This window comes from Streptomyces sp. NPDC029164 (assembly GCF_055563995.1).
Genome location: NZ_JBVHWW010000013.1, coordinates 106401 through 130396 on the forward strand (window position 1 = coordinate 106401; position 23996 = coordinate 130396).

Consider the following 23996-nt stretch of genomic DNA (forward strand, 5'->3'; position numbering starts at 1 on the left):
CTCCTAATGGCTCATCCCCCACCAACCCCGTTGATGGCGATCCGATTCCCGGCAAGCAGACCAGCCCGCCGCCCCCGCCGAGAGCTGAGACGCCTGCTTCGCACCCGCACGGGCGAGGCAGGAGACGCTGTACGCGGGCGCCCAGGCCCGGCCGGTGCATTCGTCGTCGTGGGGGCAGGGCAGCGCGACGTCGAAGCCGTAGTCGCCCTGGCCGTCGACGTTCGTCCGGAACGCGAGGGTGAGGTACTGCTGGCCGAGGCGGATCTCCGCGACGCGGTCGCCGCCGGCGGCCGTCGAGCCGGGCTTCCACCGCCACAACGGGAGGATCTCCTCGCCGAACACCCGGCGGACGAGCAGCATCTCGCCCAGTCCGTCGCCCCCGTTGAGTCCGAGGTCGGCGTTCCGGGCATCGCCCAGGCGCTGAAGGAACGGGAGCAGCTGGCAGAGGCTGTCGGAGAAGACGACCTCGTTGAAGCCCTCGGCCAGCAGCTTCGGGTGGGAGCGGACCATCTCGGCGTGCTGCGCGCGGACGGTGTCGTCCGGCACGGTCCGGTTGGCCGGCCGCGGGGCCTGTTGTGGCGCTTGGCGGCGGCGACCAGCGAGGCCCTGGTCGCGGGGGTGACGTTGTAACTACAGGCTGAGGCGTCCTCCGGCGTTGTGGGCACGCCGATCGGGCGGATGAAGGCACAGGATTTCTCCCAGGTCCGGCCCCCGCGACGCCACGTCGGCCGGACCCGCCGGCTGCACTGTCCGCCTCATGCTTTCGAAGGAACGCGGGGGATGGCAACCCCGGCGCACGGGGTCTTGCCGAGGATGCTCGCGGTGACCAACGACAGACGTCGATATTCCGGAGGCATAGTCGTGACCCAGGCACCTGAGTCTCTTACCATCCGCGTCCTGATCCAGCACGAGACGACGGACCGACTGCTGTCGGAGGTCGCCGTCGAGGCGGTGTCGGGCGACCGGGTCGTTGCCGCGGCCCGGACCGATGGCGGGGGGTCCGCTGCCCTGGAAATCTGCGAGGACCTGTGGCGGGAGCCGCTCACCGTGCGGATCGACCACGGTGACCGGCGCAGCCAGGAGGTCCCGGTCACCAGGGAGGCACTGTTCGACGAGGAACCCATCAAGGTGGCCGTTTGTGGCGAGGACTACGTGGACCCGGGCCGGCTGGCCATACTGGCCGACTACCTGGTCGCCACGCGCCGGGTCCTTGCGGAGAACCTTGCCGACGACCTGACCTGCCCGCCCCCCGACAGCATGATCCGCCTCTTGACGCCCGGCGAGCGGGCCCGCCTGCTCGAGGACCTCAGTCGCGCCGACGGGGACGGGGAGGCCGCCACACTCCTGGTGGATCCCGACGCTCTGCGTAACGGCACCGTCTCCTACCTCCAGCCGCCCGAGCTCGACATGCACTTCGACTTCGACACGATCGACCTGGACGACCCCACGTGGCCCAAGCCAATCTGGGGCCTCTTCCCCTGGGGGTTGCCCGACGACCAGTCCTACCGCGACTACCTCCGCAGTGTGTTCGTGCTGTTCGCGCACCAGCAGAAGCTCGGGGCCTCGGCTGACGCCACGCAGTTCCCGACCGTCGTCGAGCAACAGCTGAAGCGCCGCTTCTTCCAGGACTTCGCCACCACCGACCGCACCGAGGCCCCGCTCAACCAGCTGCTCATCCCTCTCGTCACGGCGATCCTGACGGCACCGACCGGCAGTGGGTTCGGGTTCGGCGTACCGGCAGCGAACATCCCCGCGCAGGGCAACCTGACCAAACGCGCCCACCTCGACGCCCTGCTCGCGCTGGCGCCGACCGCACTCCCGGGCGAGTTCGCCAACCGCTACCGGCTCCCGCTGCACGAGCCCGACACCGCGATCTCCTCGCCGGTGCTGCTCAACACCTACACCCTCTCGCACATCCTCAGCGACACCGCGCAGGGCCCCGTCGAGCCGCCCGAGAACGTGATCGATCCCCAGCTTCCCGGCGCGTCAGGCAAGCCGATCCTGTGGCCCGAGGTGGTCGGCTCGGCGCCGTTCTTCCTGCGCTTCGACGAGTGGCTCGGCCGGCAGAAGCCGTTCTTCCCCGAGAACCTCTTCGCCCTGCGCACCCAGGTCCACGGCATCGCCAGAAGCGTGTGGCTGAACGAGGACCGCAAGAAATTCCTCAAGTTCCACGAGGAGATCGACTCCGGCCACAGCATCAATGACTACAAGCCGTACTTCGACTCGATCGGCGAAGTGAAACGGTCGGCGGTCTTCCTGCGGAAGTACGGCGAGGCCGACGCGAAGCTCACCGAGCTCGTCCAGGCGATCGACCAGAGCCAGTTCGCCACCGCGGCGCGCTTGGCCGACGAAGCCGAATCGCTGCTCTCGGGCGCGACCCCCAATCCGGCCGGAAGCGAGAACTGGGAGCCGGACTTCACCGCCGGCAACTTCCCGCGCCCGGTCAGCTTCGCCCTCCGCCGGGCGGCCACGGTCACCAACATCGTCGAACTGACCGGTACCAGCACCACATACCTGCCGGACGGGTTCGAGCGGTTCTACGACCTGGCCCGTCCGATCGAGGTCTGGAACGACGTCGTTTCCTTCCGGATCGCCCGCGACCAGGCGACCCGGCTGTACCTCTACCAGCAGAAGTTCCTGCTGCCGATGCTGCGCGCGACGATCCGGTCCGGCCTTGGTGACATCCCCGGTGCCATCGACATCCTCTCCGGTGTGACCGGCTTCTACATCGGCATCGGGATGCTCGGCACACCGCCCGGCATGGTGAAGCACTGGCTTGCCGTCAATGCCAAGCGCGTCGTGGCCGGCCGACAGCGATGGAACGACCCCCTGGGCGACCGCCCGTACACGGCCCGCCTGATGTTCGACGCCGAGCGCCGCCTCACCGGTCCGTTCACCCTCACGCCGCAAACCGTCTTCTCCGTCGACGCGACGACGCCCGTCACACCGATCCTGCACCCCCTCGAAGAGCGGTACGCCCGGCTCGCCCAGGCCGACGCCCTCCTCACCTGGGGTGAGATGCTGTACCGCAGCGACGACCCGGCGAGCCTGGAGCGGGCCCGCGAGCTCTACAAGGCGGTCCTTCTCCTGCACGGCAAAGATCCGGGAACGATGGCGTACCGGCCGAAGGACGTCCTGCCGCCCCCGCCCGTCGTCCTTCCGGTCGAGAACCCGCGCCGGCTCAACCAGCTTGACCGCGCTCGCCTCGCCCTGCAGCAGTTGGACGCGGGGCTGAACTTCTACGGCTACAACGACGACACCGTGCCGACACTTCGCTACCAGACCCTTGTCGGCGCGGCGCAGCGCTGGGTGGCCGGAGCCAAGTCGGCCCAGAACGATTACCTCGCCTATCTCGGCCGGGTCGAGCAGCTCGACCTCGACCTGCTCGCCGCCAAGGCGCAGGAGCGCAGGGCACAGGGGAGCGTTGCGATCGCCACCGAGCAGGTCGAGATCGCGAAGGCGGGCGTGGTCGTCGCGCAGAAGCTGGTCACCGACGTCGAGAAGCTGATCCAGAAGAAGCAGGCGGAGATCGAGGACTCGAAGTCCATCTTCAACCAGTTCAAGGACTACTTCAGCGGCATGAAGTCCGGCGTCATGTCCATCGCCGACGTCGCCAAGGACGGCGCGTCGGCGTCGAAGGACCTGCAGGTGACCACCGACGAAGAAACCAAGGGCGTGGTCAAGACCGTCGGCAGCCAGGCGTGGGCCGGCAGTGGCACCGCCGGCGGCCTGGGCATCGTCGGCGCGTACGCCGCGTTCGCGGTGATCAGCACGACGACCCTCCAGGGCATGGCCGACACCGCCACCAAGCGCGACGCCGAACTGAAGGCGCTCACCAACGAGACGCTCCCCGCAGCCAAAGCCGCAGTCCAGGTGCAGCAGCGGCAACAGGCCATCGCCCAGTTCCAGGGCCAGATCGCCGCGAGCGAACTCGCCTACACCCGTGACCTGATCACCTACCAGAACGAGCGGTTCCTCAACCGCGACTTCTGGGACGCACTGTCAGGTGTCGCCCGGCGCTCCCTGCACCGCTACCTCGACCTCGCCGGACAGTCCGCCTGGTTCGCCGAGCGGGCCCTCGCCTACCAGCTGGCGCAACCGCTCAGGGTGATCCGCCTGGGCTACTTCGATCCGCGCATGCGCGACCTGGGCGGCGCCGACAGGCTGGCCCTGGACCTCGCCGAGCTGGAGGCAGTACGCCTGGGATCGGCCCGTCTCAGCCTGCCGCTCACCCGCACCCACTCCCTCGCCCGCGACCTGCCACTCGCATTCGGCCAGCTCAAGAAGACCGGCACGTGCACCTTCACCCTCACCGACGACGACCTGCTGGCCAGCCACCCAGGCACCTACGCCCACCGCATCCGCACCGTCGACGTCCTCGTGGACGTGCCGGGCACCACAGAGCGACCCCGTGGCATCCTCACCAACATGGGGTTCTCCCTGCTCCGCCGCTCCCCGTCGGCCCCGCGCGTCCCACTGCTGCGCTTCGCCGACGCCTACCCGGTCAGTGACTTCCGCAGTCGGCGTGACCTGGAGCTGTTCGGCCTGCCCGGCGAACAGCTGCTTCCGTTCGAGGGCACCGCGTTCACGACCACCTGGACCCTGGAACTGCCTCCGGGCACGAGCCCCGTCGGGCTCGACCGTGTCACCGACGTACTCCTCACCTTCGACCTGCAAGCGGCCTACGACGCCAGCCCGGCCGACTCCGACACCCTCGCCGCCCCGTCCGCCACGACGGTGTCGCGCTCACTGTTCGTATCGGCCCTGTCGGTCAACACCACGGGGCTGGGCAGCCTGCGGACAGCGCCGCCGACCGCGAAGCTGTCCTTCGCGCTCAACAAGCTCCCGCTGCCGCCGAACGGCAAGATCACCAACCTGGCTGTGGTCCTTCCCGGCGTCACCGGCGGGACCTTCACCGCCAAGCTCCGCTTCGGCACGGGAGCCTTCACGACATTCCAGATCGTGGACGGCGTCGCGATGTCCAACCTCGGTGTGCTCAGCGACGGCATCGCCGCCAATGCACAACCGCTGAACGGCGCCGTGGTCGGCTCGCCGGCCCGCGTGGTCGACTTGGAAATCACGAAGGGAAGCGACGCCGACAAGCTCGCCGCGGGGCGGGACGTGCTGCTGTGGGTCGAGTACGAGGTCACGGAATAGATCGGAAGGCAAGGCCTCGGTGTACCGGGGCATGCTCCTGCAGGAGGCTGCGGGAGCACGCCCCGTTCCCCGCTCGCGGAGAACGGAGATGATTCGGTCCCGGTGATCGATCCCCGGGACCGACGGCGGGCGGGTCGCCCCGCCAGGGCCGCCCGGACACGCAGTTCAGACCCGCCTGCACGCAGGGCCCGAATCACTGACAGCCGGCTGCCGGGCCGGTCCCCCGGCAGGCGAGACGATGCGGGTGCTCCCGGCGGGACACCGCCCTGCCAGCGGCGTCGGGCCGGGTCAGGCCCAGGACACGATCACGGCGCCGGGGCGGCCGCTGGTACCGGGCCAGCCCTCGGCGCCAGGTTCGCCGTCCGTGCCGAGCTGCGTGCCGTGGACGTCATCGGCGCGCCCGCCACGTCCACCGTCCAGCCGGCGCCTCCGCTGCCGCCCGCCCCTTAGGCACGACCTCCACCGTCGTCGACCGCCGCTCCGCCCAGTGCTGCCGCACCGCCCGGTCCACCGTCCCCGCCAGGGGCCCCGTGCCAGGCTTTCGCGCTCGTGCCGCTCCCCGACCACCGCGACCGCCCCGGCCTCCGTCGTACGGGGGCCGGGGCGGCACGGAGCGTCCGTCAGGCAGTCGTTCGGTCAGGCGCGGTAGACGGGCGGGAGGGCTCCGGCACGGAGTTCGCGGATGATCGAGCAGGGGCCCTTGGTGGCGCAGTAGCCGTCGTCGGTGTCCGGGAGGGCGTTGCCCGTGGTGCCCCACATGTCGCGGGCGACCGCGTTCACGGCGCGCGACGTCTCGCCGTTGTTGGGGCGGCAGGCGCTGTTCTTGTCGCCGACGCCGTGCCGGGCGGCGCTGATGATGTGCTGGCGGGCCTGGCGGGCCTGGCGGGCCTGGCGGGCGGCCCAGCGGCGGCTGCTGGGGCCGGTGTTCTCGTGCACGTGCCCGCTGTCGTGGAACGTGTCCAAGTGGCAGGCGGTGCAGTGGTAGGTGACCAGCTGCTCCGGCTCGCCGCCGGGACGCCACGTGCCTTCGAACTCGTAGACGATGACCTCGGCGCCGGGGGTCTCGGTGTGCGCGAAGGCGGTGACAAGGCCGACGCCGTCCGCAATCGCACCACGCGCCTGCACGTTCCAGAAGACGCGGGGGAGGAAGTCGTCCCAGCCCTTGTCGTGGGGCCACTGGGCGTACAAGGCGCCCTGCGAGACGTCGAAGGTCGCCGTGCCGTCGACGTTCTCGCGCTTGTACTTCTCGATCTGCTCGATCGACCCGAAGTACCTCGCGCTGAACTCCTCGGACTCCAGGAAGATCAGCCCGTACCCGTCGGGGGGCGGGTGTCGTGGCCGTTGTACTTCAGTCCTTCGCTCAGGCGAGGGGGGATGCAAGCCGGGAGTGGACGTACCAGACGGTGCTCGGTGCGCGGCTGCTCGACGTGATGGTCCCTATGCTGCCGGGGCCCGCTGGAGTCGCTCTCGATGCGGGCAGCGAGGGCGGAGCGCTGTTCCCGCCGGTCTGGGGCGTCGTACCCGATGCGGTGGCCGTCGATGTGGACGGGGCAGGACAGTGAGCGGGGGCGAACCGGGTCTGGAGGCGCCTGCTGAGGCGTTGGCCGAGATCGCGGACGGTATCAACCTGGCGCACGCCGAGCTAAAGGATCTCGGCGTGCTCGGTCAGGCGTCAGCCGGACGAGGCTTCGCCGGCCTGGCACTCTCAGGGCTTGAGTTGGGAAACTCCGAGCTCACGGCGGAGTTCAAAGCCTTCTGCGACCGCTGGGAGTGGGGCGTACGGGCGCTGACGATGCGCGGGAACGGCTTCGCGCTGGGCGTGGGCCTGTCGGCCGGTTCATACGCCGAGCAGGAGCAATACATCAAGGACTCGTTCAAGATCGCGGTGAACTCGCTGAACGGCAATCCGCACCTCACGGAGGACGAGGTCAAGCAGATGAGCTGGGACAAGATCAGCAAGCAGACCGCGTTCGATGGTGCCGACTACAGCGCCGCCTCGTTTTCCCAGGCTCAGCACGACGTCAACCAGACCTGGAAGGACACCGGCTATGACGTCATGGACGCCCAGATGGACTCGATGCAGCGACATGGCCTCATCGACGCGGCGACGCGGGGAAGGGCGGATGAGGAGATGCTCGACATGCTCGACCCCTCCGAAGGAGCCGTCCAGCAGGCTGAGCAGCCCCGATGGGGAGACAACGGAGATGGTGAGCTGGGACGACCTGGGGAAGCTCACGGTGATCGACAGATAGGTTCCGGTCGGGCTCGGGCGGCCTGCGCCTCACGCCGGCAGGCCGGCCTGCGCGGCACCGGCGTGTCAGGGCCGGCGGGTGAGGTGGTCCGCCACGGGATCGCGTACGTGGGTCCGGGGGAGGGGTGCGTGTGCAGGCGGCACGACTGCGGCGGCGTGGTTCCCGGTCTCCTGGTGCGCCGAGCACGGCGACGCGGTGGGGCCGGTGTTGGAGTGGCACCCCGGGGCGGGATCCGCTGCACCGACCTGTCGGCCGCCGGATCGGCCGCGGGCGGGCAGACGGCCAGGTCGGCGGTCGACCAGGGTGGATATCGGGTCGCGATCAATGAGTTGCTCTGGTGAGGTCGGGCCTGGAACGGGGCGAAACCCACGGATTGCTCACGGCCCGGTCCGCGCTAGGCGGGCTGCGGGGCGGGCGTTCCCTGACGGCCGCGGCGTTGCGGGTCTCGCGCATGATCAGCAGGCCGTTGACCACCATCAGTGTCGCGGTCAGGCCGTGGACGCCGAGTGCGGTGGCCACGGAGCCGTGCGTTGAGCATGACGGCCCCTCTCGTATCTAGCGTTGCTAGCTGATGCCGCCACGCTAGCTCTACTGTCGCTCGATTGTCTAGCGGTGCTAGGGTCGAATCATGTCGGTACAGGAACGCAAGCAGCGCGAACGGGCGGAACGCGAGCGCCTCATCGTGGCGACGGCCCGCGAACTCGCCGAGCAGCAGGGCTGGGACGCGGTCACCACCCGTCGGCTCGCCGAGCGCATCGAATACAGCCAGCCCGTCCTCTACAGCCACTTCCGCGGCAAGCGCGAGATCATCGGCGCGGTCGCCTTGGAGGGCGCCGCCGAGATGGCCGCGGCGCTGCGGGCCGCGACCTCCGCCGCGGACGGCCCGCGCGAGCGGGTGGCCGCTCTCGCCCGCGCCTACCTGCACTTCGCAGAGCGCAACCCGGCGGTCTACGACGCCTTGTTTCAGCTCGACGGCGGTCTGGCGTTCGCGAGCGAGGACACCCCGGAGCCGCTGAAGGATGCCTTCGCCGCCCTGCTGGAGACTCTCGGCGAGGTCGCCGGGAACGGCGTCCACCCGGGGTTGTTCACCGAGGTGTTCTGGGCGGCGCTACACGGCCTGGCGACCCTGACTCGAGCGGGTCGCCTGCTGCCCGAGGACGCCGAGCGGAGGGTGGAGCTGTTGGTGGACCGGCTCGCCATGGTCTGACACACCGTCCTGGCGGGCCCGCAGCCGGGGCCCTCGCGCCGCTGCCTGCCTGAGGCAACACTTCCGGTCACTCACACCCACATGGCGCAGCCGCAGATCGCCGGGCCCTGCACCCCGCAGGCAGGGCGCCCACCCCGGGAGGCTGCGATGATCATTGATCAGGACCCGATACACGCCGTAGAGGACCCCGGCGGCTTCACCCTCGACCGGCTCTTGCAGCTCCCCAACCATGGTCGACGACGTCGTCCACCAGCTCTACCTGGCCGCCACCGGCCCTCTGCGCGCCCGCACCCGGGCCCAGGACTGCACCGGCGGGCCCACCTTCCCGGGCGTCAACATCACCGCCGACGCCGACCTCGTGGTCGACGGCCTGCTGCTCGACTTCAAGAGCACCAAGCACCCCTACGCCCGGGGACTGTCCCAGCAGACCGCGAACCAGGCTACCTGCTCCTCGACACCGCCGACCGCTACCGGATCGACACCCTGGGCCTCTACCTCACCCGCTCCGGCGTCCTCGCCAGCTGGCCCGTAGAGGAGTACCTCAGCCTCCTGGGCACCTGCCGCCGCGACCTGGCCGTGCTGCGAACCGTCGTCGCCGAACTCCTCGCCGACTGCCAGGCCGACGCCATCCCGTACGACCAGGAGGAAGAGGACCAGGCCAACGAGCTCCTTGAGTGCCTGGCCCCCGTCATCGAATCCGGCCACTGCCCGGTCCGCGCCCACCCGCTGCCCGCCTCCGCCCGTCGCCCCCGCTTGTACTGCTCCCGCTGGTGCACCGGCCACGCCTCCACCACCCGCAAGCGGCAGAACCCGGTACCGGGGCGCTCCGCGGCCGCTGTCCCCCATCCGCGGAAGGAGGTACCGGATCCGGCCGAGGACTGGGTGGTTGTAAGCCTCACACCCCGTTTCCGCAGGTAGGCGGCAGTGCTGTGAGGGTGTGAGCCTGTGCGCGACTCGCTGGACCTTCAAGACCGCCCCGCGTGGAGTGGTTCCTTTACTGGCCCTTTACGATGATGTCGGGGACACTTCCACCCCGCCGTATCCCTGTGGATCCGCCCGATCCACCGAGCGAAGAAGGAGCAGCAGACCCGCAATGGGTGAACCTCCCAGTACTGGCCGTGCCACGCCTTGCCCGCAGAATCATCCGGGAGTGGGGGTGGCACGGTGACCGAAGTCCTGCTGCTGCTTCTCGCTCTGGCGCTGACCCTGGCGTGTGCGGTGTTCGTCGCCGCCGAGTTCTCCCTCACTACCGTCGAGCGCAGTGAGCTCGAACGCGCTGCTGCTGCCGGTGAGCGCGGCGCCGAAGGCGCCCTGAAGGCCGCCAAACGCCTCACCTTCCAGCTGTCCGGTGCCCAGCTCGGCATCACGGTGACCTCGCTGGTGATCGGCATGCTCGCCGAGCCGTCCGTCTCCGCGCTCCTGCGCGGCCCGCTGGAAGCCGCCGGCCTGCCCGACGGTGCGGTGTCCACGACGGCGACCCTGCTCGGCGTCGCCATCTCCACGGTCGTGTTGATGGTGGTCGGTGAGCTCGTGCCGAAGAACTGGGCGATCTCCCGCCCGCTGGCCGTCGCCAAGGTCGTCGCCGGCCCCCAGCGCGCCTTCACCGCCGCGTTCGGGCCGCTGATCCGGCACCTGAACAGCACGGCGAACCGGCTGGTGCGCCGCTTCGGTTTGGAACCCGCCGAGGAGCTGGCCTCGGCCCGCACCCCCGAGGAGCTGGTCGCTCTGGCCCGCCACTCCGCCCGCGAGGGCGCGATCGACGCCGACTCCGCGGAGCTGTTCGTACGGACCCTGCACCTGGCGGAGCTGACCGCAGAGAACGTCATGACCCCGCGGATCGACGTCCAGGCCCTGGAGCTCCACGCCACCGCGGCCGACGCCGCGAACTTGACCCTGGCGACCGGCCTGTCCCGCTTCCCCGTCTACCGCGACACCCTGGACGAGGTGGTCGGGACCATCCACATCCGCGACGTTCTCGACCTGGACGAGGACAAGCGCATGCTGGTCTCGGTGGCCGACCTGATGACCTCCGCGCTGCTGGTGCCGCACTCCCTGCCGGTGGACACCCTGCTGGGCCGGCTGCGCAGGGCCCGCACCATGGCCGTGGTCATCGACGAGTACGGCGGCACCGCAGGCGTGGTCACCGTCGAGGACATCGTCGAGGAAGTCGTCGGCGAGGTCCGCGACGAGCACGACCCGATAGAGGTCCCCGACCTCATCGAAGGACCCGAGCTTGACGGCCGCAACGCCTGGGAAGCGGACGGAAGCGTCCGCGTCGACCAGCTGGAGGAGATCGGCTTCTATGCGCCCGAGGGCCCGTACGAGACGCTCGCCGGCCTGATCGCCACCCGCCTGGAGCGCATCCCCGTCGAAGGGGACACCGTGGTCGTGGACGGTTGGGAGCTGACCGTGCTCGACATAGAGCACCATCGCGCCGACCGTGTGTCCATCACCGTACCGGCCACCGACGACACCGTCTCCGGGGAGGAGGCCCGATGACCGCCATCCAGCTGCTGATCGGCGCCTTCACCCTGATCACCAACGCCTTTTTCGTCGCCGCCGAGTTCGCCCTGATCTCCGTACGGCGCAGCCAGATCGAACCAGCCGCCCAGCGGGGCGACCGGCGGGCAAAGACCACGCTGTGGGCGCTGGAGCACCTCTCCGCGATGATGGCCACCGCGCAGCTCGGCATCACCGTCTCCTCGCTCGTGCTGGGCGCGGTCGCCGAACCCGCCATCGCACACCTGCTGGAACCTTCGTTCCACGCGGTAGGCGTGCCCGAGGCGCTGATCGACCCCATCGCGTTCGTCATCGCCCTGACGCTGGCGACGTACCTGCACATGCTGGTCGGCGAGATGGTGCCCAAGAACATCGCACTGGCCGCCCCCGCGCCTACCGCGCTGATGCTCGCGCCGCCACTGGTCGCCCTGACCCGGGGCTTGCGGCCGTTCGTCTTCGGCATCAACGCCTTCGCCAACACACTGCTACGGATGCTGAAGGTCGAACCGAAGGACGAAGTCGGATCCGTCTTCACCGACGACGAACTCGCCCGCCTCGTGAAGGACTCCAGCGCAGCCGGCTTCCTCCCACCCGAGGGAGGAGAACGCCTCAGGGACGCCCTCGAACTCGGTATCCGGCCCGTCGCCGAGGTGATGGTCCCCCTCGACCAGATGGTCAGCGTCGGCCACGACATCACCCCCCGCGGCCTTGAGCGGACCGCCGCTGACCATGGCTACTCCCGCCTGCCCGTTCTGGGGCCGCAGCAGCAGATCCTGGGCTACCTCCACATCAAGGACACCCTCGGCGCCCCCGACCGCACCAGCCCGTTCCCCCGCGCCGCGATGCGGCCCGTCATCAAGGTCACCCACGACACCCCGCTGGACGACACCATGACCGCCATGCGCGCCGCCGGAACCCACCTTGCCGCCGTCACCCACGCCTACGAGACCGTCATCGGATTCGTCACCATGGAAGACCTCCTCGAAGAACTCGTCGGCCAAGCCCACGATCCAGACGCCTGACCCCCGTCCCGGAAGCCGAGGACGCGTTGTTCTCGGCTTCGGTAATCGGGGTGAGCGAGCCGCCGACGAAAATCGAGCTGCCGAACAGCAGCGGCTTGAGCCCGGCCACGCGGCTGGACCTGACGGTGATCACTGGCGCCTTGGCCGCGCCTCTCACTCAGCGGCTGGGGGAGCCAGAACGGAGTGAGTTCCCGGACTCCATGAGAAGCGTGCGGCGTAGGCTTCCAGCGGGCCCGGAGCGGGAGGACTCGGGCAGACGACGGGTCACCGCAGCTCCAGGCAGCGAGGCGACGTTCCTCTGCTACCGGCCTACGTCGCTTTGACCCGCCGTCGACAAACCACCGCTAGGGGGTCGCGAAGTCGGGGCCGTACTGTTTCCGCGCTGCTGCCTTGATCGTCGCGATGTCCGCGCTGAACGCCGCCCGGGTGGGGCCGAGAACGTGCTTGTAGTCGTAGGTGGCGCCGAACCTGAATGGCTGGACCACGAACGAGGGCGTGGGTTTGTCGCTCTTGTGGCCGGTCTGCCAGGGCACGGAGAGGAAGTTGCGACGCTTGAGGAAGCAGGTGTTGTTGATGCTCAGTGATACGTCCACCCATCTCTTCTGAATCAGCGCGAAGGCTGCTTTGGTCTCCGCCGCCGATTGCGCGTCAAGTGAGGCCAGAAGCGCGGCCGCCTGACGCTCGACCTCGGGGACGAACGGCCCGCCGGCGAGGATCGCCCGTTCGGCGACGACCGTGCCGAGGTAGTTGGAGCACAGGTCCTCGGGAGAGAACGACGAGATGTGCTGGTTGAAGAGCTGGAAGTTGCAGGCGCCGGCGCCGTCGGGGTACGTCGCGATCTCGTGTGCCAGCGCGTCGTCGTAGGCGATCGATCGAGCCACCTCCATCCATTCCGTGGGCGGGACCGTGCTCGTCAGCGTGGCCTCGCCCTCCCCGGTATTGATCTTCGTACCCTTGGCGCCGCCCGCTCGGTGGATCTCCTGGTAGGCGAACGCGGTCACATCGCAGGTGTCCCAGAGGTGGCCGAAATCCACGAACCCGGCCCTGCCCGTGTAGACGATGTTCGGCGCGGCGTCACTGTGCTTCCCGATGCCGCCGGAGCCGATGAGGAAGAGGGGCGTGAGGGCGCAGCACGGTCGGCGCACCGGCTTCGCCGCACCCAGCTTGGGGCTCGGCGGGGTGGGGGGTACGAACGGCGGAGGCGGTGGTGGTGGTGGAGGAGGAGGAGGCGGTGGCGCGAGGCCCGCGTCGAGTGCGGCCCACGTCTTCGGGCCGATCTTGCCGTCGTGTTCCACCGGCCGGCCCGGGAAGGCCAGCTTCTGGAAGGCCATCACGACGGCGAAGGTCTTCGCGCCGAAGACGCAGTCGTCGACCAGCGGCGCTCCGGCGATGCCCGGACGTCCGGCCGCCAGTTCGTCGGCGTGGATGACGTTCAGCCGGCGCTGCGCCGAACGCACCGCAGTGTGACGGGAGTGGAGGGCGAGCAGGGCAGGGCGGGCGGACGGCGGTACCGGGACATCGGGGCAGGGTCCGATCGCTTCGCCGTACCCGGGGCCGGAGTCCTCGTCGTACACATCGAGGGCGTCCTCGTCCCACCGATCCCGCAAGCCTCCGAGTCGCATCGTGCCCGCCTCGCTCTCCGCCGCTTCCGTACCGATCCACGGGGCGAGTTCGGCCACCGCCAAGTGCGTGGTGTGCGGCCGGCCGCACATCATGCGCCAGGCGGCGGTCACACGGTGGGAGGCCAATGCGCCGGACTGCAGCGCCCCTTCCATGTAGCCGAAGAATCCCGGCGAGGCCTGCTCGCCGGCGAAGAACAACCGCTTTTGGTACGGGGCGCTCAGGTTCTTGGTGACGCTGGTGACCTGCCCCACGCCCGGCACCGCGTAGCCCGTGCGGATGAAGGGCTCGTGCGGCCAGTCGACCAGGGCCGACTTCTTCACGTTGGCCGTGTAACTCGGGTAGATCTCGTGCAGGCGCGCCGCGTAAGTCTTCGCGTCCCGGACGAACTGCCCGCCCGAATAGACGGTCAGGGCGAATCCCGGTGGCTTCGGCTGCCGGTCGGTGCCCTCCCACACGCTGCCGATCCGGTCCCAGAGCGCGCTCGGCGCCAGCTTGTCCGCGCTCCAGGAGTCCCGGTCGAAGGCGCTGAGGAACTTGACCGCCGGACCGTGCTGGATGGCGTAGTCGGCCGGCTGGAAGGGTGTGCTGCCGGTGATCGACGGCCATACGGTCGGCGGAGTGGCCAGGACGGCGAAGTCGAAGTCCGCCGTCCGGCTTCCCCCGGACGAACGGACCGTCACCCTTAGGCCGTCGTCCCGTACGTCGATGCCCGTCACCTCGGCGCCGAGCCGGACGTCCTTCAAGGAGGCCGCGAGTGCCGTGGTGAGTTGGTCGTTGCCGCCTTCGCAGCGGTGGGTCTCGGTGAGGTCCCAGTAGGCCAGCATGTTGCCGCCCACCGAGTGCGCCTTCACCGCGGTCAGGAAGCCGAGGTAGCTCTGTTTGTCCAGACCGATGCACTGGTCGTTCTCAGTGATGAACTCGAACAGGTACCGTGCGGGGGACGAAGCCGGGCCGAACATGTCCCGGTCGTCGAGCCGGGTGGCGAGTGAGATGCTGTCCAGCTTGGCGGCGTCCTTGCTGGTCCACGGCCGTAGCGCATCGATCGCACGCGCCTCCGCGCCGATCTTGCGTTGCACCTGCCCGACCTTCGCCTCGAGGCGAACCCGCTCGGGTTCGGACACGTCGGTGTTACCGAACCTCAGCCGGACCTTGAGGCCCTTGGCGCGGTACTTCTCCTTCGGGGTGAGCTCTGTCAGCTTCAGCTTGAACCTACGGGCCAGAGCGATCCACGTCGGGTGGTTCTCCCCGATCAGCTCGGCCCCCGCTTCCAGCACTTTCCCCGGGACGAGGGACCGGTCCGTGCGCACCCGGCCACCGAGCTGGTCGGCCGCCTCGAACAGCGTCACCTGGGCTCCGTCGCTGCTGAGCCGCCAGGCGGCCATCAGTCCGGCGAAGCCGCCGCCGATCACCGCCACCCGCAGATTCGTCGGCAGGCATGGGTCTTCGTCCGGCCGGGGCGGCGGGGGCGGCGGTGGTGGGGGAGGGGGAGGGCTGACCCGGGCCTCGAGCGCAGCCCACGTCCTGGGGCCGATCCGGCCGTCGTGCTCGTCCGGCTTGCCGGGGAAAGCGCGCTGCTGGAACGCGACGACGGCGGCGCGGGTCCTGGTGCCGAAGACGCAGTCCACGGAGAGCGGTGCGTTCGGCAGCCCGGGGCGGCCCCCGACGAGGGCTTCGGCGTGTACGAGGTTGAGGCGGCGCTGCGCGTCGCCCACGGCCAGGTGGCGCGAGCCGGCCTTGAGAACCGCCGGCCGGTCGGCCGCCCGAACCGGGGTGCCGCAGCCGGCCGCCGCGGGCACGTCCTCGGCCACCGGCTCGGACCACTGCTCGGGAATGTGACTGGGCGTCGGTTCCCCGGACCGGACCGTGGCGACAGCGCGCTCCGCGTTCAGATAGCCACTGCCGAGCCGGCGCGGATCCGTACCCGACATCGGCGGATCGCAGCTGGCCAGCAGTGCTCTGTGCGTCTCCTCGATCGCGAGGGGCCTGCCGGCGGCCTCGAACATCAGCGCCACCGTCCCGGTCACCGCCGGGGCTGCCATGCTCGTACCGGACATCCGCACGTACCCGGGGCCGTCCTCGTCCCCGCCGGGGTGGGAGCGTGCTCCGAGTACCATCACGCCGGGAGCCATGAGGTCGGGCTTCTGCCGGCCGTCGCGGGTCGGGCCGCAGGAGGAGAACCGGCCCGGCGGCCGGTCCGGGTCGTGCGCGTCGTACGCTCCGACCGCGAGGGTGCGGAAGCCGTTGGCGATCGTGCCGAGTGTGGTGGCGGTGTCGACGTCCGACTCGTCGAAGCGCGCCTGGCAGCGCCGGCACCGGGAATCCCGCTCGATCCAGGCGTGTACCCGTCCGTCCACCACGTCGTCCGCGTCCAGCGTGACGTCCCAGCCTTCCACCGCGCGGTCCGCTTCGAGGAAGAGGGAGAGCTGGTTGTCGCCGTTGTTGGGGTCGCAGGCCCGGTGGTAAACACGGCCTACGTCCCGGCCGTCGATCGTGATGGTGCCCTGTTCGCCGAGCGGTACGACGGTCCGGTGAGCGCCGTCGGCGGTGGCCACCGTGACCGTCAGCCGGTCGCGGCCGGGGTACCAGAGGTCGACCTCGTTGAGGGTGACGTCGTCCGGGTCCACCGCGACGCGGAAGGTACGGGCCTCTCCCGGGCGCAGCCGCCAAGAGGCATGGGTCCGCCGCTGGAAGTAGTTGCCGCAGCTCTGGACGACGGCGCGGCCGGGTGCCGCGCCGACCAGGTGGTCGAGGGCTTGTTCGAGGAGCTGCCGGCCGGTGTGTTCGCCCGCGTGCCGGCCCAGGCTGAGGTTGATCACACAGGGTCGGTCCCCGGCAGCCTTGAAGATCATCGCGCAGGCGTCCAGCAGCTCCCCCGAGCTGCCCAGCGGCACCATCGCGCCACCGGGCTGTTGGGGCAGGCTGACCGCGATGATGTCGGCCGCGGGCGCCATGCCGGGCGGACCGCCGCCCAGGCCGTTCCCGGCGGCGATGCTCAGGGTGTGGGTGCCGTGCGCGCCCAGCCCCGCGTCGAAGTCGGCCGGGTGGTATCCGAGGGCACCGTAGGGGTCGGGCTGCGCGAGGGCGGCGTCGATGTGGGTGGCGGTGAACAGCCGCCCCGGCCCGGACGGCCCTGCCGGACGCTGGTCCCACAGGGCCAGCAGCCGGGTCCGCCCGTCCGGGTGCCGGAAGTCCGGGTGCGCGAAGTCGAAACCCCAGTCGACGATCCCGATCACGACGCCCCGGCCGGTCTCCCGGAGCTCCGGGCGGACGCGGTCGTTCGGTGCCGGGGGCTCGGCCCCGCCGGGCGTCGGGGGTGGCTCGACATCCGGTGTGTAGAGCCGGGGGGCCTTGACGCTCAGCGTGGCGGGGTCGGCCCACAGGCCGGCGATGTCTCGGCGCCGGACCCGCACGGTGGCGATGTCGCCGAAGGCGTTGACGACCCGCACCGAAGCCGGGGGCCGGTGCGGGTCCCGCAGCCGCAGGATGACGCTGACCTCGTCGCCGGGGTCACCGTGGCGGGCCAACTCGTACAGCGCCGGATCCATCCTGGACTGCTCCGATCACTCCGTCGTGCCGTATGGCGCGCCTGTGTCGCCGTGATGTCCCACTGCGTGGCCGATCGCGTCGAGCTTGTGAAGGAGGGCGTCGTGACGTGCCTTCGCACTGCGCTCGGTCTCCAGGAGAGCCACCATTTTGATCAGGTGGTCCAGTTTCCTGTCGAGGTAGACCGGACTGGGCAGAGTGGTCACCACGTACAGGGTCACGACCGATCCCGCCGGCTGGATGGTTCCGGCGGGGGGTGCGAGGCTGAAGACGGTGTCGGGCGTTCCGTCGGTGATGACCTCGCACACCTGCGGGACCAGCCCGAGGGATCTGAGCCTCTTCTCGGCCTTCGTCCGGGGCCGGCCCACCAGATCGGTGGGGATGCCCACCCGCGTATCGGCCGGGGCGCAGCCGTTGGGGGTGGCGGTGCCGGGGATGGCGGCGGAGACTGCACTGGAGCCAAATGTCAGCGTACCCATCTGGGCCTCACTTCTTGGTCAGCATCGACAGCAGGACAAGGTTCATGATCATGTCGCCGCCGCCCAGTCCGCCCTTGCCCGCTTCGCCGCCGCTCATGCCCGGCATGAGCAGCATGAACGGCAGGATTCCGGCCATCGGGCTCTGCGACGCGGCGAGCACCTTGATCGGCCTGCCGTCGACCTGGGCTTCCACCGTCTCCTGGCTGAGCATCGGCATCAGCAGGCCGAGCATCTTGGTCTGCTGGAGATCGGCACGGATCGCTTCGGAACTCTTCCTGCGCTCCTCGGCCTCCCTGCGGACGGACGCGGCCAGCCTGTTCTGCCCCGTGGTGAGCGAGGTCGTCCGCGACTCCAGGGACTTGACCGCGGTGCCCAGGGTCTCGATCTTGCCGTCCAGGTTGCGGACCGAGGTCTGCAACTGGACCTGGGAGGCCGGTGTTGGGGTGTTCCTCGGGATGAAGCTGCTGCGTCGAGTGGGCGTGCGCACCAGTTGGCGTGGCGGTGTGGCCTCTTCGAATTCCTCGTACTCGAAGCTGTCGAGCAGCCCGTCGAGCTCGTCGTACCCGCTCATTGCTGTGTCCTTTCGCGCTGGGACGGTGGTCCGGTGGTGACGGTGGGGGCAACCCGCCGGTGCAGGCGGGCGAACAGGACAACGGCCGGGCGGACCAGCCGGTTGAAGAGACCGGGCTCGGGCGCGGTGAAGCCCGGCGCGCCGCGGCCCCGGCACCACCGGCAGGCCTCGTCGCCGCCGAAGCACGCGGGGCACGCGCCGAGCGCGGCGGCCAAGTCGTCGAGCAGGCCGTACGCGGCGTCCAGCTGGTCGGTCAGTTCGTCCACGCGGCGGCGCAGGCTCTCCTCGTGCTCATGACGTTCGGCGAGCCGGAGCTGCTCCTGGGCCTCCAGCCGCTCGGCTTCCTCGGCCGCCGCCAGGTCTCGCTGCAGCTGCGCCTCGCGCTGGCTGAGCAGCTGCGCGATCTGGGGGGCGGAGCCGGTGAGGCCGGCCAGGCCGCCGGGCGGCTCGTCCGCCGCCGTGGCATCACCGGCGAGCTGCTGCCGGAGCAGTTCGAGCACCTGCAGACTGGTCACCGGGCATGCATCAGATCGTGGAAGCGGGCGGCGAATTCCTCGTGGTCGGCCAGGTCGTCGAAGTCCGGTTCGGCGAACTCACCGAACCCGTAGGACTCGTCGCTTTCTTCGAACTCGGCGAACTCGCCGAACTCGCCGAATCCGCCCGCCTCTTCGTACTCCCCGGCTGTTCCGTGGCCGCATCCGCAGGCGACGGGCTTCTCGGATCCGTGGCTCTCGGCTTCTTCCTGTTCCGCGCCGACCAGAAGGCCCAGCAGTCGACCTGCCTGTTCGTCGTCCGTCGATTCGTCGGACTCCGTGTCGGCCGCCCACTCCGCCTCGGCCCCCTTCGCGAGGGTGCCGAGCAGCCCTGCGAAGGTGTGGGCGGATACCGGAACCTGCCCACGGCCCACTGGGATCGAGGGATTCCGACCGCCGCGCAGGGCGGCCAGGGCCTGGACCATCTCCGGTCGGCCCAGCAGTGCCGTCAGGGTGCTCGAGGCGGGGCCGCCCCGGCCGCCGACCAGGCTCAGCAGGCCCGAGGTCAGCGCGCCCCGCCCGGTCAGTGCGCCGGCCGTGTTGAGCGCGCCGCCGAGGAGACCGCCGATGTCGCGGCCGCCCCGGCCGCTGTACCGCTTGAGCGCCGACCCGGTGGCGCCGAGCAGGGCCCCGCCCAGTGCACCGAACGGGCCCAGGGCGCTGCCGGCGGCGGCTCCTTGGAGGAGCCCGGGGCCCACGGCCGAGGCGATCTTGCCGACGCTCTTGGCCGCCTTCGCCAGCGTTCTGCCGAAGCCTTTGAAGAATTCCTCGTACTCCGCGAGGGTGACGCTCTCGCCGAATGCCTCCGAGAACGCCTCCTCGAGTTCTCCGTCGGAGAGCCCCGCGTACCGGGGATCGAGCACCTCGCGCAGATGCGGGTAGTACGTACCCGCAAAGGATTCCGTCATCCGGTCCTCCGTTCGCACCTGGCCCAGAGGGCAGGCAGCGGGAGGAGGGGATCACGATAAGAGGAAGGGAGATTATCCGACACGCCGGATCGGTCACCTATCTCAGGCGAGTGCTGAACAAGGATCGACCGTCTGGGGGAGAAGTCGCAGGCGACGGGGTGTCCGCCTGCAACCTCGGGGTACGCCGGAGGCCCCGCCGCTACCTGTAGTTCAGCGAATCCAGTACCACCCACAAGCGCAAGCGCCGGGCCGGGTGGTGGGCCCGGGACTGACGGCGCAGCCGGAGCTCATGCCGCACGGCGATCTGTTCGGCCGTGGCCAGAGTGATCGTTTCCGCGACGACCGCGGCCGCGTAGGCGGGTTGCGGGCCGATGCGGACCGGGTGCTGGCCGCGTTGCGGGAAGCGGAACTCGACTGGGAGCGCTTCGTCGTCTCGCGGGAGACCGTGGCCGAGGTTCTCTCCGGCCCGGATGGCGCGGAGGAGGCTGACACGCCAGCGTCCGGGATCCTGAACCGCCGTCGCCGTCGCCGTTGGGTGCGGTGCCGGGGTCGGTGGTGCCTGCATGGTGTGAAGGGCTCGTGGTGGCGGTGGTGTCGCCGGAGTATCAGCGGATCTTGGCGGTCCTGATCGGCCGCGGAGAGGGCGCTGTCCTGCAAGGAGATCGCTGCCGGGCTCGGGGTGGAGCCGGTGGTGATGGCGCTCTTTGAAACCTGGCTGTGGCTCACATTTTGATGAGCGACCACGCCTTGGGGTGGAGCATGTCCGGAGCCGCGGCGTACGCGTAGCGCTTCTCCTTGGACTCCCAGTACTGGACCACATAGTACGTGCGCGGCGAGGCGGTGAGCAGGACGTGCCCGAGCAGGCCCCGGCTCTTGTCCCGGCCAGTTCGCGGAGCATGCGGGGCATCGCCAGCACCACGGGCAGCCATTGGTGCACGGCCCTGAAGTGGTTGATGCGCATCCCGATGAGCAGGACGACGACGTCCCCCTCAGCGGCTGCGGTGGTACGGCCCGGTAAGGGTTTCCCGAACACGCCGGCCTCCCGATCACCTTGTTGGATAGCGTTGCTGTCCAACCGTCAGATGGTTGGATAGTGACACTGCCCAAGGGAAGGTTCAAGAGTGCGGCTCGCGGAGTTGAGTGAGCGGAGCGGTGTGGCCATCGCGACGATCAAGTACTACCTGCGCGAAGGGCTGTTGCCGCCGGGCCGTCGCGTCAGCGCGACGACGGCCGACTACGACGAGGACCACCTGCGGCGGCTGCGGCTGGTCCGCGCGATGATCCAGGTCGGCAAGGTCCCGGTGGCGACGGTCAGGACGGTGCTCCGGCACGTCGACGACGATTCGCTGGGCCGGACGATCCGGCTGGGCGCGGCCCTCTGGGCACTGCCCCAGGAGGACGGACCGGACGAGGGCACGGAGGAAGACGTGGACGAGGCCGTGGTCGCCGCCCGCGCCGAGGTGGACCTGCTGCTCGACATGCTGGGCTGGACGACCGCCCGGGAGCTGGGGGCGCTCTCGCCCGTCCACCGCTCGCTGGTGGTGGCGGTGGCCACGCTCAACCGGCTCGGCTACCCGTGGGACGCCGAGCTGATGGCCCCGTACGGCCGGCTGATGCACCAAGCGGCCGTACGGGACCTGGACTTCGTGGAGACCCACCCCTCCGAGACGGAGAAGGCGGAGACCGCCGTCGCGGCCACCATCCTCTTCCAGCCGGTGCTCAGGGCCCTGCACCGCCTCGCCCAGGAGGAGGAGTCGGCCCGCCGCTACGGCCTGTCGTGAACCGCCGCGCGCCGGGCCGAGGGCACGACCCGCAAGCGTGTCCCCGCCTCCGGCGCGGCCCGTGGTCGGGCGTGGTCAGCCCCGATCCAGATCCCGGTGCGGCGTTCGGTGCCGTCGGGCAGCCGCTCGACGACAGCGCGCCCCGGCAGGCCGCCCTCCCGCGCGACAGGCCGCTGCAGGGCCGCGAGGGGCGGCCGGCGTGCACGAATGCGCGAAGAGTGCGCAGCGGGGGCGACCGCCGAAACGGTCGCCCCCGCCTGATCATCGCGGCTCAGCCGCTGCTTTCAGTCCCGGCCCCTCAGAACTGGAGCGCCCAGGAGTCGATCTTTCCGGTGTCGATGTTCGCGAGGTCCGCGACCCGGAGCTTCCAGACACCGTTGGCGACCTCGGCAGAGGCGTTCACCGTGAAGGTCTGGATGATGTTGTCCGCGCTGCCGCCGGTGCGGTTGCGCAGGTTGTAGACGGTGCCGTCGGGAGCGATCAGGTCGACCCTGAGGTCACCGACGTACGTGTGCTTGATGTCGACCGGGACGCTCAGCGTGGCCGGGGCGTTGCCGGAGATCCCGCTGACGGTGATCGGCGACTCGACGGTGGCGTTGTCGTTGATCGCATAGTCGGCGGTGTTCTCGAAGCGGGTGCCCGGGTTCGGCGGAGTGGTGGAGTTCCCGACGTTGAGCAGGCGGTTCGGGGATCCGGTGCCAGGGCTGGTCACGACGTTCGGTGTGGCCGCGTTGACCAAGGCCGTGGCGACCTGGGCCGGAGTGGCCGTCGGGTTGGCCGCGAGGTGCAGCGCGGCGGCGCCGACGACGTGCGGGGTCGCCATCGAGGTGCCCGAGATGGTGTTCGTGGCGGTGTCGCCGGTGCCCCAGGAGGAGGTGATGCTGGAGCCGGGGGCGAACAGGTCCAGGACCGTACCGTAGTTGGAGTAGCTCGCCTTGGCGTCAGTGCTGGTGGTGGCGCCGACGGTGATGGCCTCGGTCACGCGGGCCGGGGACTTGGTGCTCGCGTTGGTGGACTCGTTGCCCGCGGCGACGCCGTACGTGATGCCGCTGGCTATGGAGTTGCGCACGGCGGTGTCGAGCGCGGAGTCCGCGCCGCCGCCCAGCGACATGTTCGCCACGGCCGGCTTGACGGCATTGCGGGTCACCCAGTCGATGCCGGCGACGACCTGCGCGGTGGTGCCGGAGCCGTTGTTGTCGAGCACGCGGACGCCGACGATCCGGGCCTTCTTGGCCACGCCGTAGGCGGTGCCCGCGACGGTGCCCGCGACGTGGGTGCCGTGGCCGTGGCCGTCCTGGGCCGTGTTGTCGTTGTCGATGGCGTCGAAGCCGTCGGAGGCTCGGCCGCCGAAGTCCTGGTGCGTCTTGCGGACGCCAGTGTCGATTATGTAAGCCGTGACGCCCTCGCCGGCCTTGTCCGGGTAGGTGTAGCTCTGGTTCAGCGGGAGCGCCTGCTGATCGATCCGGTCCAGGCCCCAGGAGGGCGGGTTGGGCTGGGTCGTGTCGACGGTGAAGACGCGGTTCTGTACGACCGACTTCACGGCGGGGTCGGCGGCGAGCTTCCTGGCCTGCGCCTCGGAGACCTCGACGGAGTAGCCGTTGAGGGCGGCGCTGTAGGTCCGGTCGATCCGCGCGCCGTACCGCTTGGCGACTGCCTTGCCGCTGTCGGCGGTGGAGCGGGCGGCAGAGTCGTTCAGGGTCACGATGTAGCTGCCGGAGACGGTGCCGGCGGCGCCGGCGTTCTCGATGACGCCCTGCGGGGCGGCCGGGGTGGCTGCCGCGGCGGGTAACGCGGCGGCCGCGCCGAGCGCGAGGGCCGCGACGGCCATGGCGCTGATACCGGCAATTCTCCGGCGGGTGTGAGGCTTCGCGGACATGTGGGGGGTCCTCCTCGTAGGCGGTGTGTTGCGGTGTACGGCGGGCCGTTCTGAAAGAGCGTCAAGGCGCGGTCATAGCCATGCTCATGACAAGCACTCATTGGCCCGAACGAACGGTCGCTAACGAAAGGTTGGCCCACCTCCGGCACCGGCACAAGAGGCAGGCCGACGCGTAACATCCCTGCCACACAGCGGCCATGATCGAGCAAAGGCGCTCCGCACATGACGCACGCACTCCCCGGATAGGTCGGCTCCGAAGAAGGCCCCGCGCGGACGCCCGTACGGCGCTGCCCCCGAGGATGGGCGGCGTCCCATGCGCTGACGCGTCAGGAGTCCGCCTCACGCTGGAGTGCACGCTGAAGAAGGACCGTACCGAGGTCAGCTTCGTCCTCCCCGCGGACGTTCCGCCGGGTCCGGTCAGCGTGGTGGGTGACTTCAACGACTGGCAGCCCGGCGTCCACACTCTCAAGGCGCGCGAGGACGGCAAGCGGGCGGTCACGGTCGCGCTCCATGGAGAGCGTCCACTCGTTCCGCTACTACCTGGC

The 23996-nt window shown here is 70.0% G+C and carries 16 protein-coding genes and 3 pseudogenes; 9 read left to right on the plus strand and 10 right to left on the minus strand.

Features of this window, described 5'->3' with window-relative positions; genetic code table 11:
- Nucleotides 1–3: 3 nt before the first annotated feature.
- Entirely contained in the window at nt 4–546 is a 543-nt protein-coding gene (locus ACZ4VT_RS14960) for a hypothetical protein (protein WP_467949652.1), read from the minus strand.
- 315 nt (nt 547–861) lie between these two features.
- On the opposite strand from ACZ4VT_RS14960, the gene ACZ4VT_RS14965 reads away from it, so the two are divergent.
- On the plus strand, nt 862–5157 hold the full coding sequence (locus tag ACZ4VT_RS14965) for a Tc toxin subunit A-related protein (protein WP_467949654.1): 4296 nt from the start codon (nt 862–864) through the stop codon (nt 5155–5157).
- Nucleotides 5158–5793: 636 nt separating this feature from the next.
- Here the strand turns inward: ACZ4VT_RS14965 and ACZ4VT_RS14970 are convergent.
- Nucleotides 5794–6537 (minus strand): hypothetical protein, encoded by a 744-nt coding sequence (locus tag ACZ4VT_RS14970; protein WP_467949656.1) that lies wholly within the window; start codon nt 6535–6537, stop codon nt 5794–5796.
- On the opposite strand from ACZ4VT_RS14970, the pseudogene ACZ4VT_RS14975 reads away from it, so the two are divergent.
- Both ACZ4VT_RS14975 and ACZ4VT_RS14980 read left to right on the plus strand, forming a co-directional pair.
- A pseudogene (locus ACZ4VT_RS14975) lies at nt 6504–6719 on the plus strand (SseB family protein); the annotation flags it as partial. The gene ACZ4VT_RS14970 and the pseudogene ACZ4VT_RS14975 sit on opposite strands and share 34 nt — an antisense overlap.
- Nucleotides 6716–7357: pseudogene (locus ACZ4VT_RS14980) on the plus strand (hypothetical protein); the annotation flags it as partial. The pseudogenes ACZ4VT_RS14975 and ACZ4VT_RS14980, both read left to right, overlap by 4 nt.
- A gap of 373 nt (nt 7358–7730) precedes the next feature.
- Here the strand turns inward: ACZ4VT_RS14980 and ACZ4VT_RS14985 are convergent.
- Nucleotides 7731–7928 carry a hypothetical protein gene (locus ACZ4VT_RS14985; RefSeq protein ID WP_467949658.1) on the minus strand — a complete coding sequence of 66 codons (198 nt, stop codon included), beginning with the start codon at nt 7926–7928 and terminating at the stop codon, nt 7731–7733.
- Between the two features lie 109 nt (nt 7929–8037).
- On the opposite strand from ACZ4VT_RS14985, the gene ACZ4VT_RS14990 reads away from it, so the two are divergent.
- From ACZ4VT_RS14990 to ACZ4VT_RS15010, 5 genes are all read left to right on the plus strand, one after another.
- Nucleotides 8038–8616, plus strand: a complete 579-nt coding sequence (locus ACZ4VT_RS14990) for a TetR/AcrR family transcriptional regulator (protein WP_467949660.1) — start codon at nt 8038–8040, stop codon at nt 8614–8616.
- A 229-nt stretch (nt 8617–8845) separates the two neighbouring features.
- Nucleotides 8846–9148, plus strand: coding sequence for a hypothetical protein (locus ACZ4VT_RS14995; protein WP_467949661.1), 303 nt, complete (start codon nt 8846–8848; stop codon nt 9146–9148).
- Nucleotides 9149–9192: 44 nt separating this feature from the next.
- Nucleotides 9193–9534 carry a hypothetical protein gene (locus tag ACZ4VT_RS15000; RefSeq protein ID WP_467949663.1) on the plus strand — a complete coding sequence of 114 codons (342 nt, stop codon included), beginning with the start codon at nt 9193–9195 and terminating at the stop codon, nt 9532–9534.
- A gap of 246 nt (nt 9535–9780) precedes the next feature.
- Nucleotides 9781–11115 (plus strand): hemolysin family protein, encoded by a 1335-nt coding sequence (locus tag ACZ4VT_RS15005; protein WP_467949665.1) that lies wholly within the window; start codon nt 9781–9783, stop codon nt 11113–11115.
- Complete coding sequence (locus tag ACZ4VT_RS15010) at nt 11112–12137, plus strand: hemolysin family protein (RefSeq protein ID WP_467949667.1); 1026 nt, start codon at nt 11112–11114, stop codon at nt 12135–12137. Before ACZ4VT_RS15005 ends, ACZ4VT_RS15010 begins: the two co-directional genes overlap by 4 nt.
- 344 nt (nt 12138–12481) lie before the next feature.
- On the opposite strand, the gene ACZ4VT_RS15015 is transcribed toward ACZ4VT_RS15010, so the two are convergent.
- The 6 genes and pseudogenes from ACZ4VT_RS15015 to ACZ4VT_RS15040 form a co-directional block, all read right to left on the minus strand.
- On the minus strand, nt 12482–17305 hold the full coding sequence (locus ACZ4VT_RS15015; RefSeq protein WP_467949669.1) for an FAD-dependent oxidoreductase: 4824 nt from the start codon (nt 17303–17305) through the stop codon (nt 12482–12484).
- 15 nt (nt 17306–17320) lie between these two features.
- A complete protein-coding gene (locus ACZ4VT_RS15020; RefSeq protein WP_467949670.1) occupies nt 17321–17782 on the minus strand; it encodes a PASTA domain-containing protein in 462 nt (153 codons plus the stop codon).
- 7 nt (nt 17783–17789) lie between these two features.
- Nucleotides 17790–18353 (minus strand): hypothetical protein, encoded by a 564-nt coding sequence (locus ACZ4VT_RS15025; RefSeq protein ID WP_467949672.1) that lies wholly within the window; start codon nt 18351–18353, stop codon nt 17790–17792.
- On the minus strand, nt 18350–18868 hold the full coding sequence (locus ACZ4VT_RS15030; RefSeq protein WP_467949674.1) for a hypothetical protein: 519 nt from the start codon (nt 18866–18868) through the stop codon (nt 18350–18352). Before ACZ4VT_RS15030 ends, ACZ4VT_RS15025 begins: the two co-directional genes overlap by 4 nt.
- Nucleotides 18865–19794 carry a hypothetical protein gene (locus ACZ4VT_RS15035; RefSeq protein WP_467949676.1) on the minus strand — a complete coding sequence of 310 codons (930 nt, stop codon included), beginning with the start codon at nt 19792–19794 and terminating at the stop codon, nt 18865–18867. The genes ACZ4VT_RS15030 and ACZ4VT_RS15035 overlap by 4 nt, the downstream gene beginning before the upstream one ends.
- A 731-nt stretch (nt 19795–20525) precedes the next feature.
- A pseudogene (locus ACZ4VT_RS15040) lies at nt 20526–20827 on the minus strand (monooxygenase family protein); the annotation flags it as partial.
- 88 nt (nt 20828–20915) lie between these two features.
- On the opposite strand from ACZ4VT_RS15040, the gene ACZ4VT_RS15045 reads away from it, so the two are divergent.
- Nucleotides 20916–21575: a MerR family transcriptional regulator gene (locus ACZ4VT_RS15045; protein WP_467949678.1), complete on the plus strand. Its 660-nt coding sequence runs from the start codon at nt 20916–20918 to the stop codon at nt 21573–21575.
- 298 nt (nt 21576–21873) lie between these two features.
- On the opposite strand, the gene ACZ4VT_RS15050 is transcribed toward ACZ4VT_RS15045, so the two are convergent.
- Nucleotides 21874–23451 carry a S8 family peptidase gene (locus ACZ4VT_RS15050; RefSeq protein WP_467949680.1) on the minus strand — a complete coding sequence of 526 codons (1578 nt, stop codon included), beginning with the start codon at nt 23449–23451 and terminating at the stop codon, nt 21874–21876.
- Between the last annotated feature and the right edge of the window lie 545 nt (nt 23452–23996).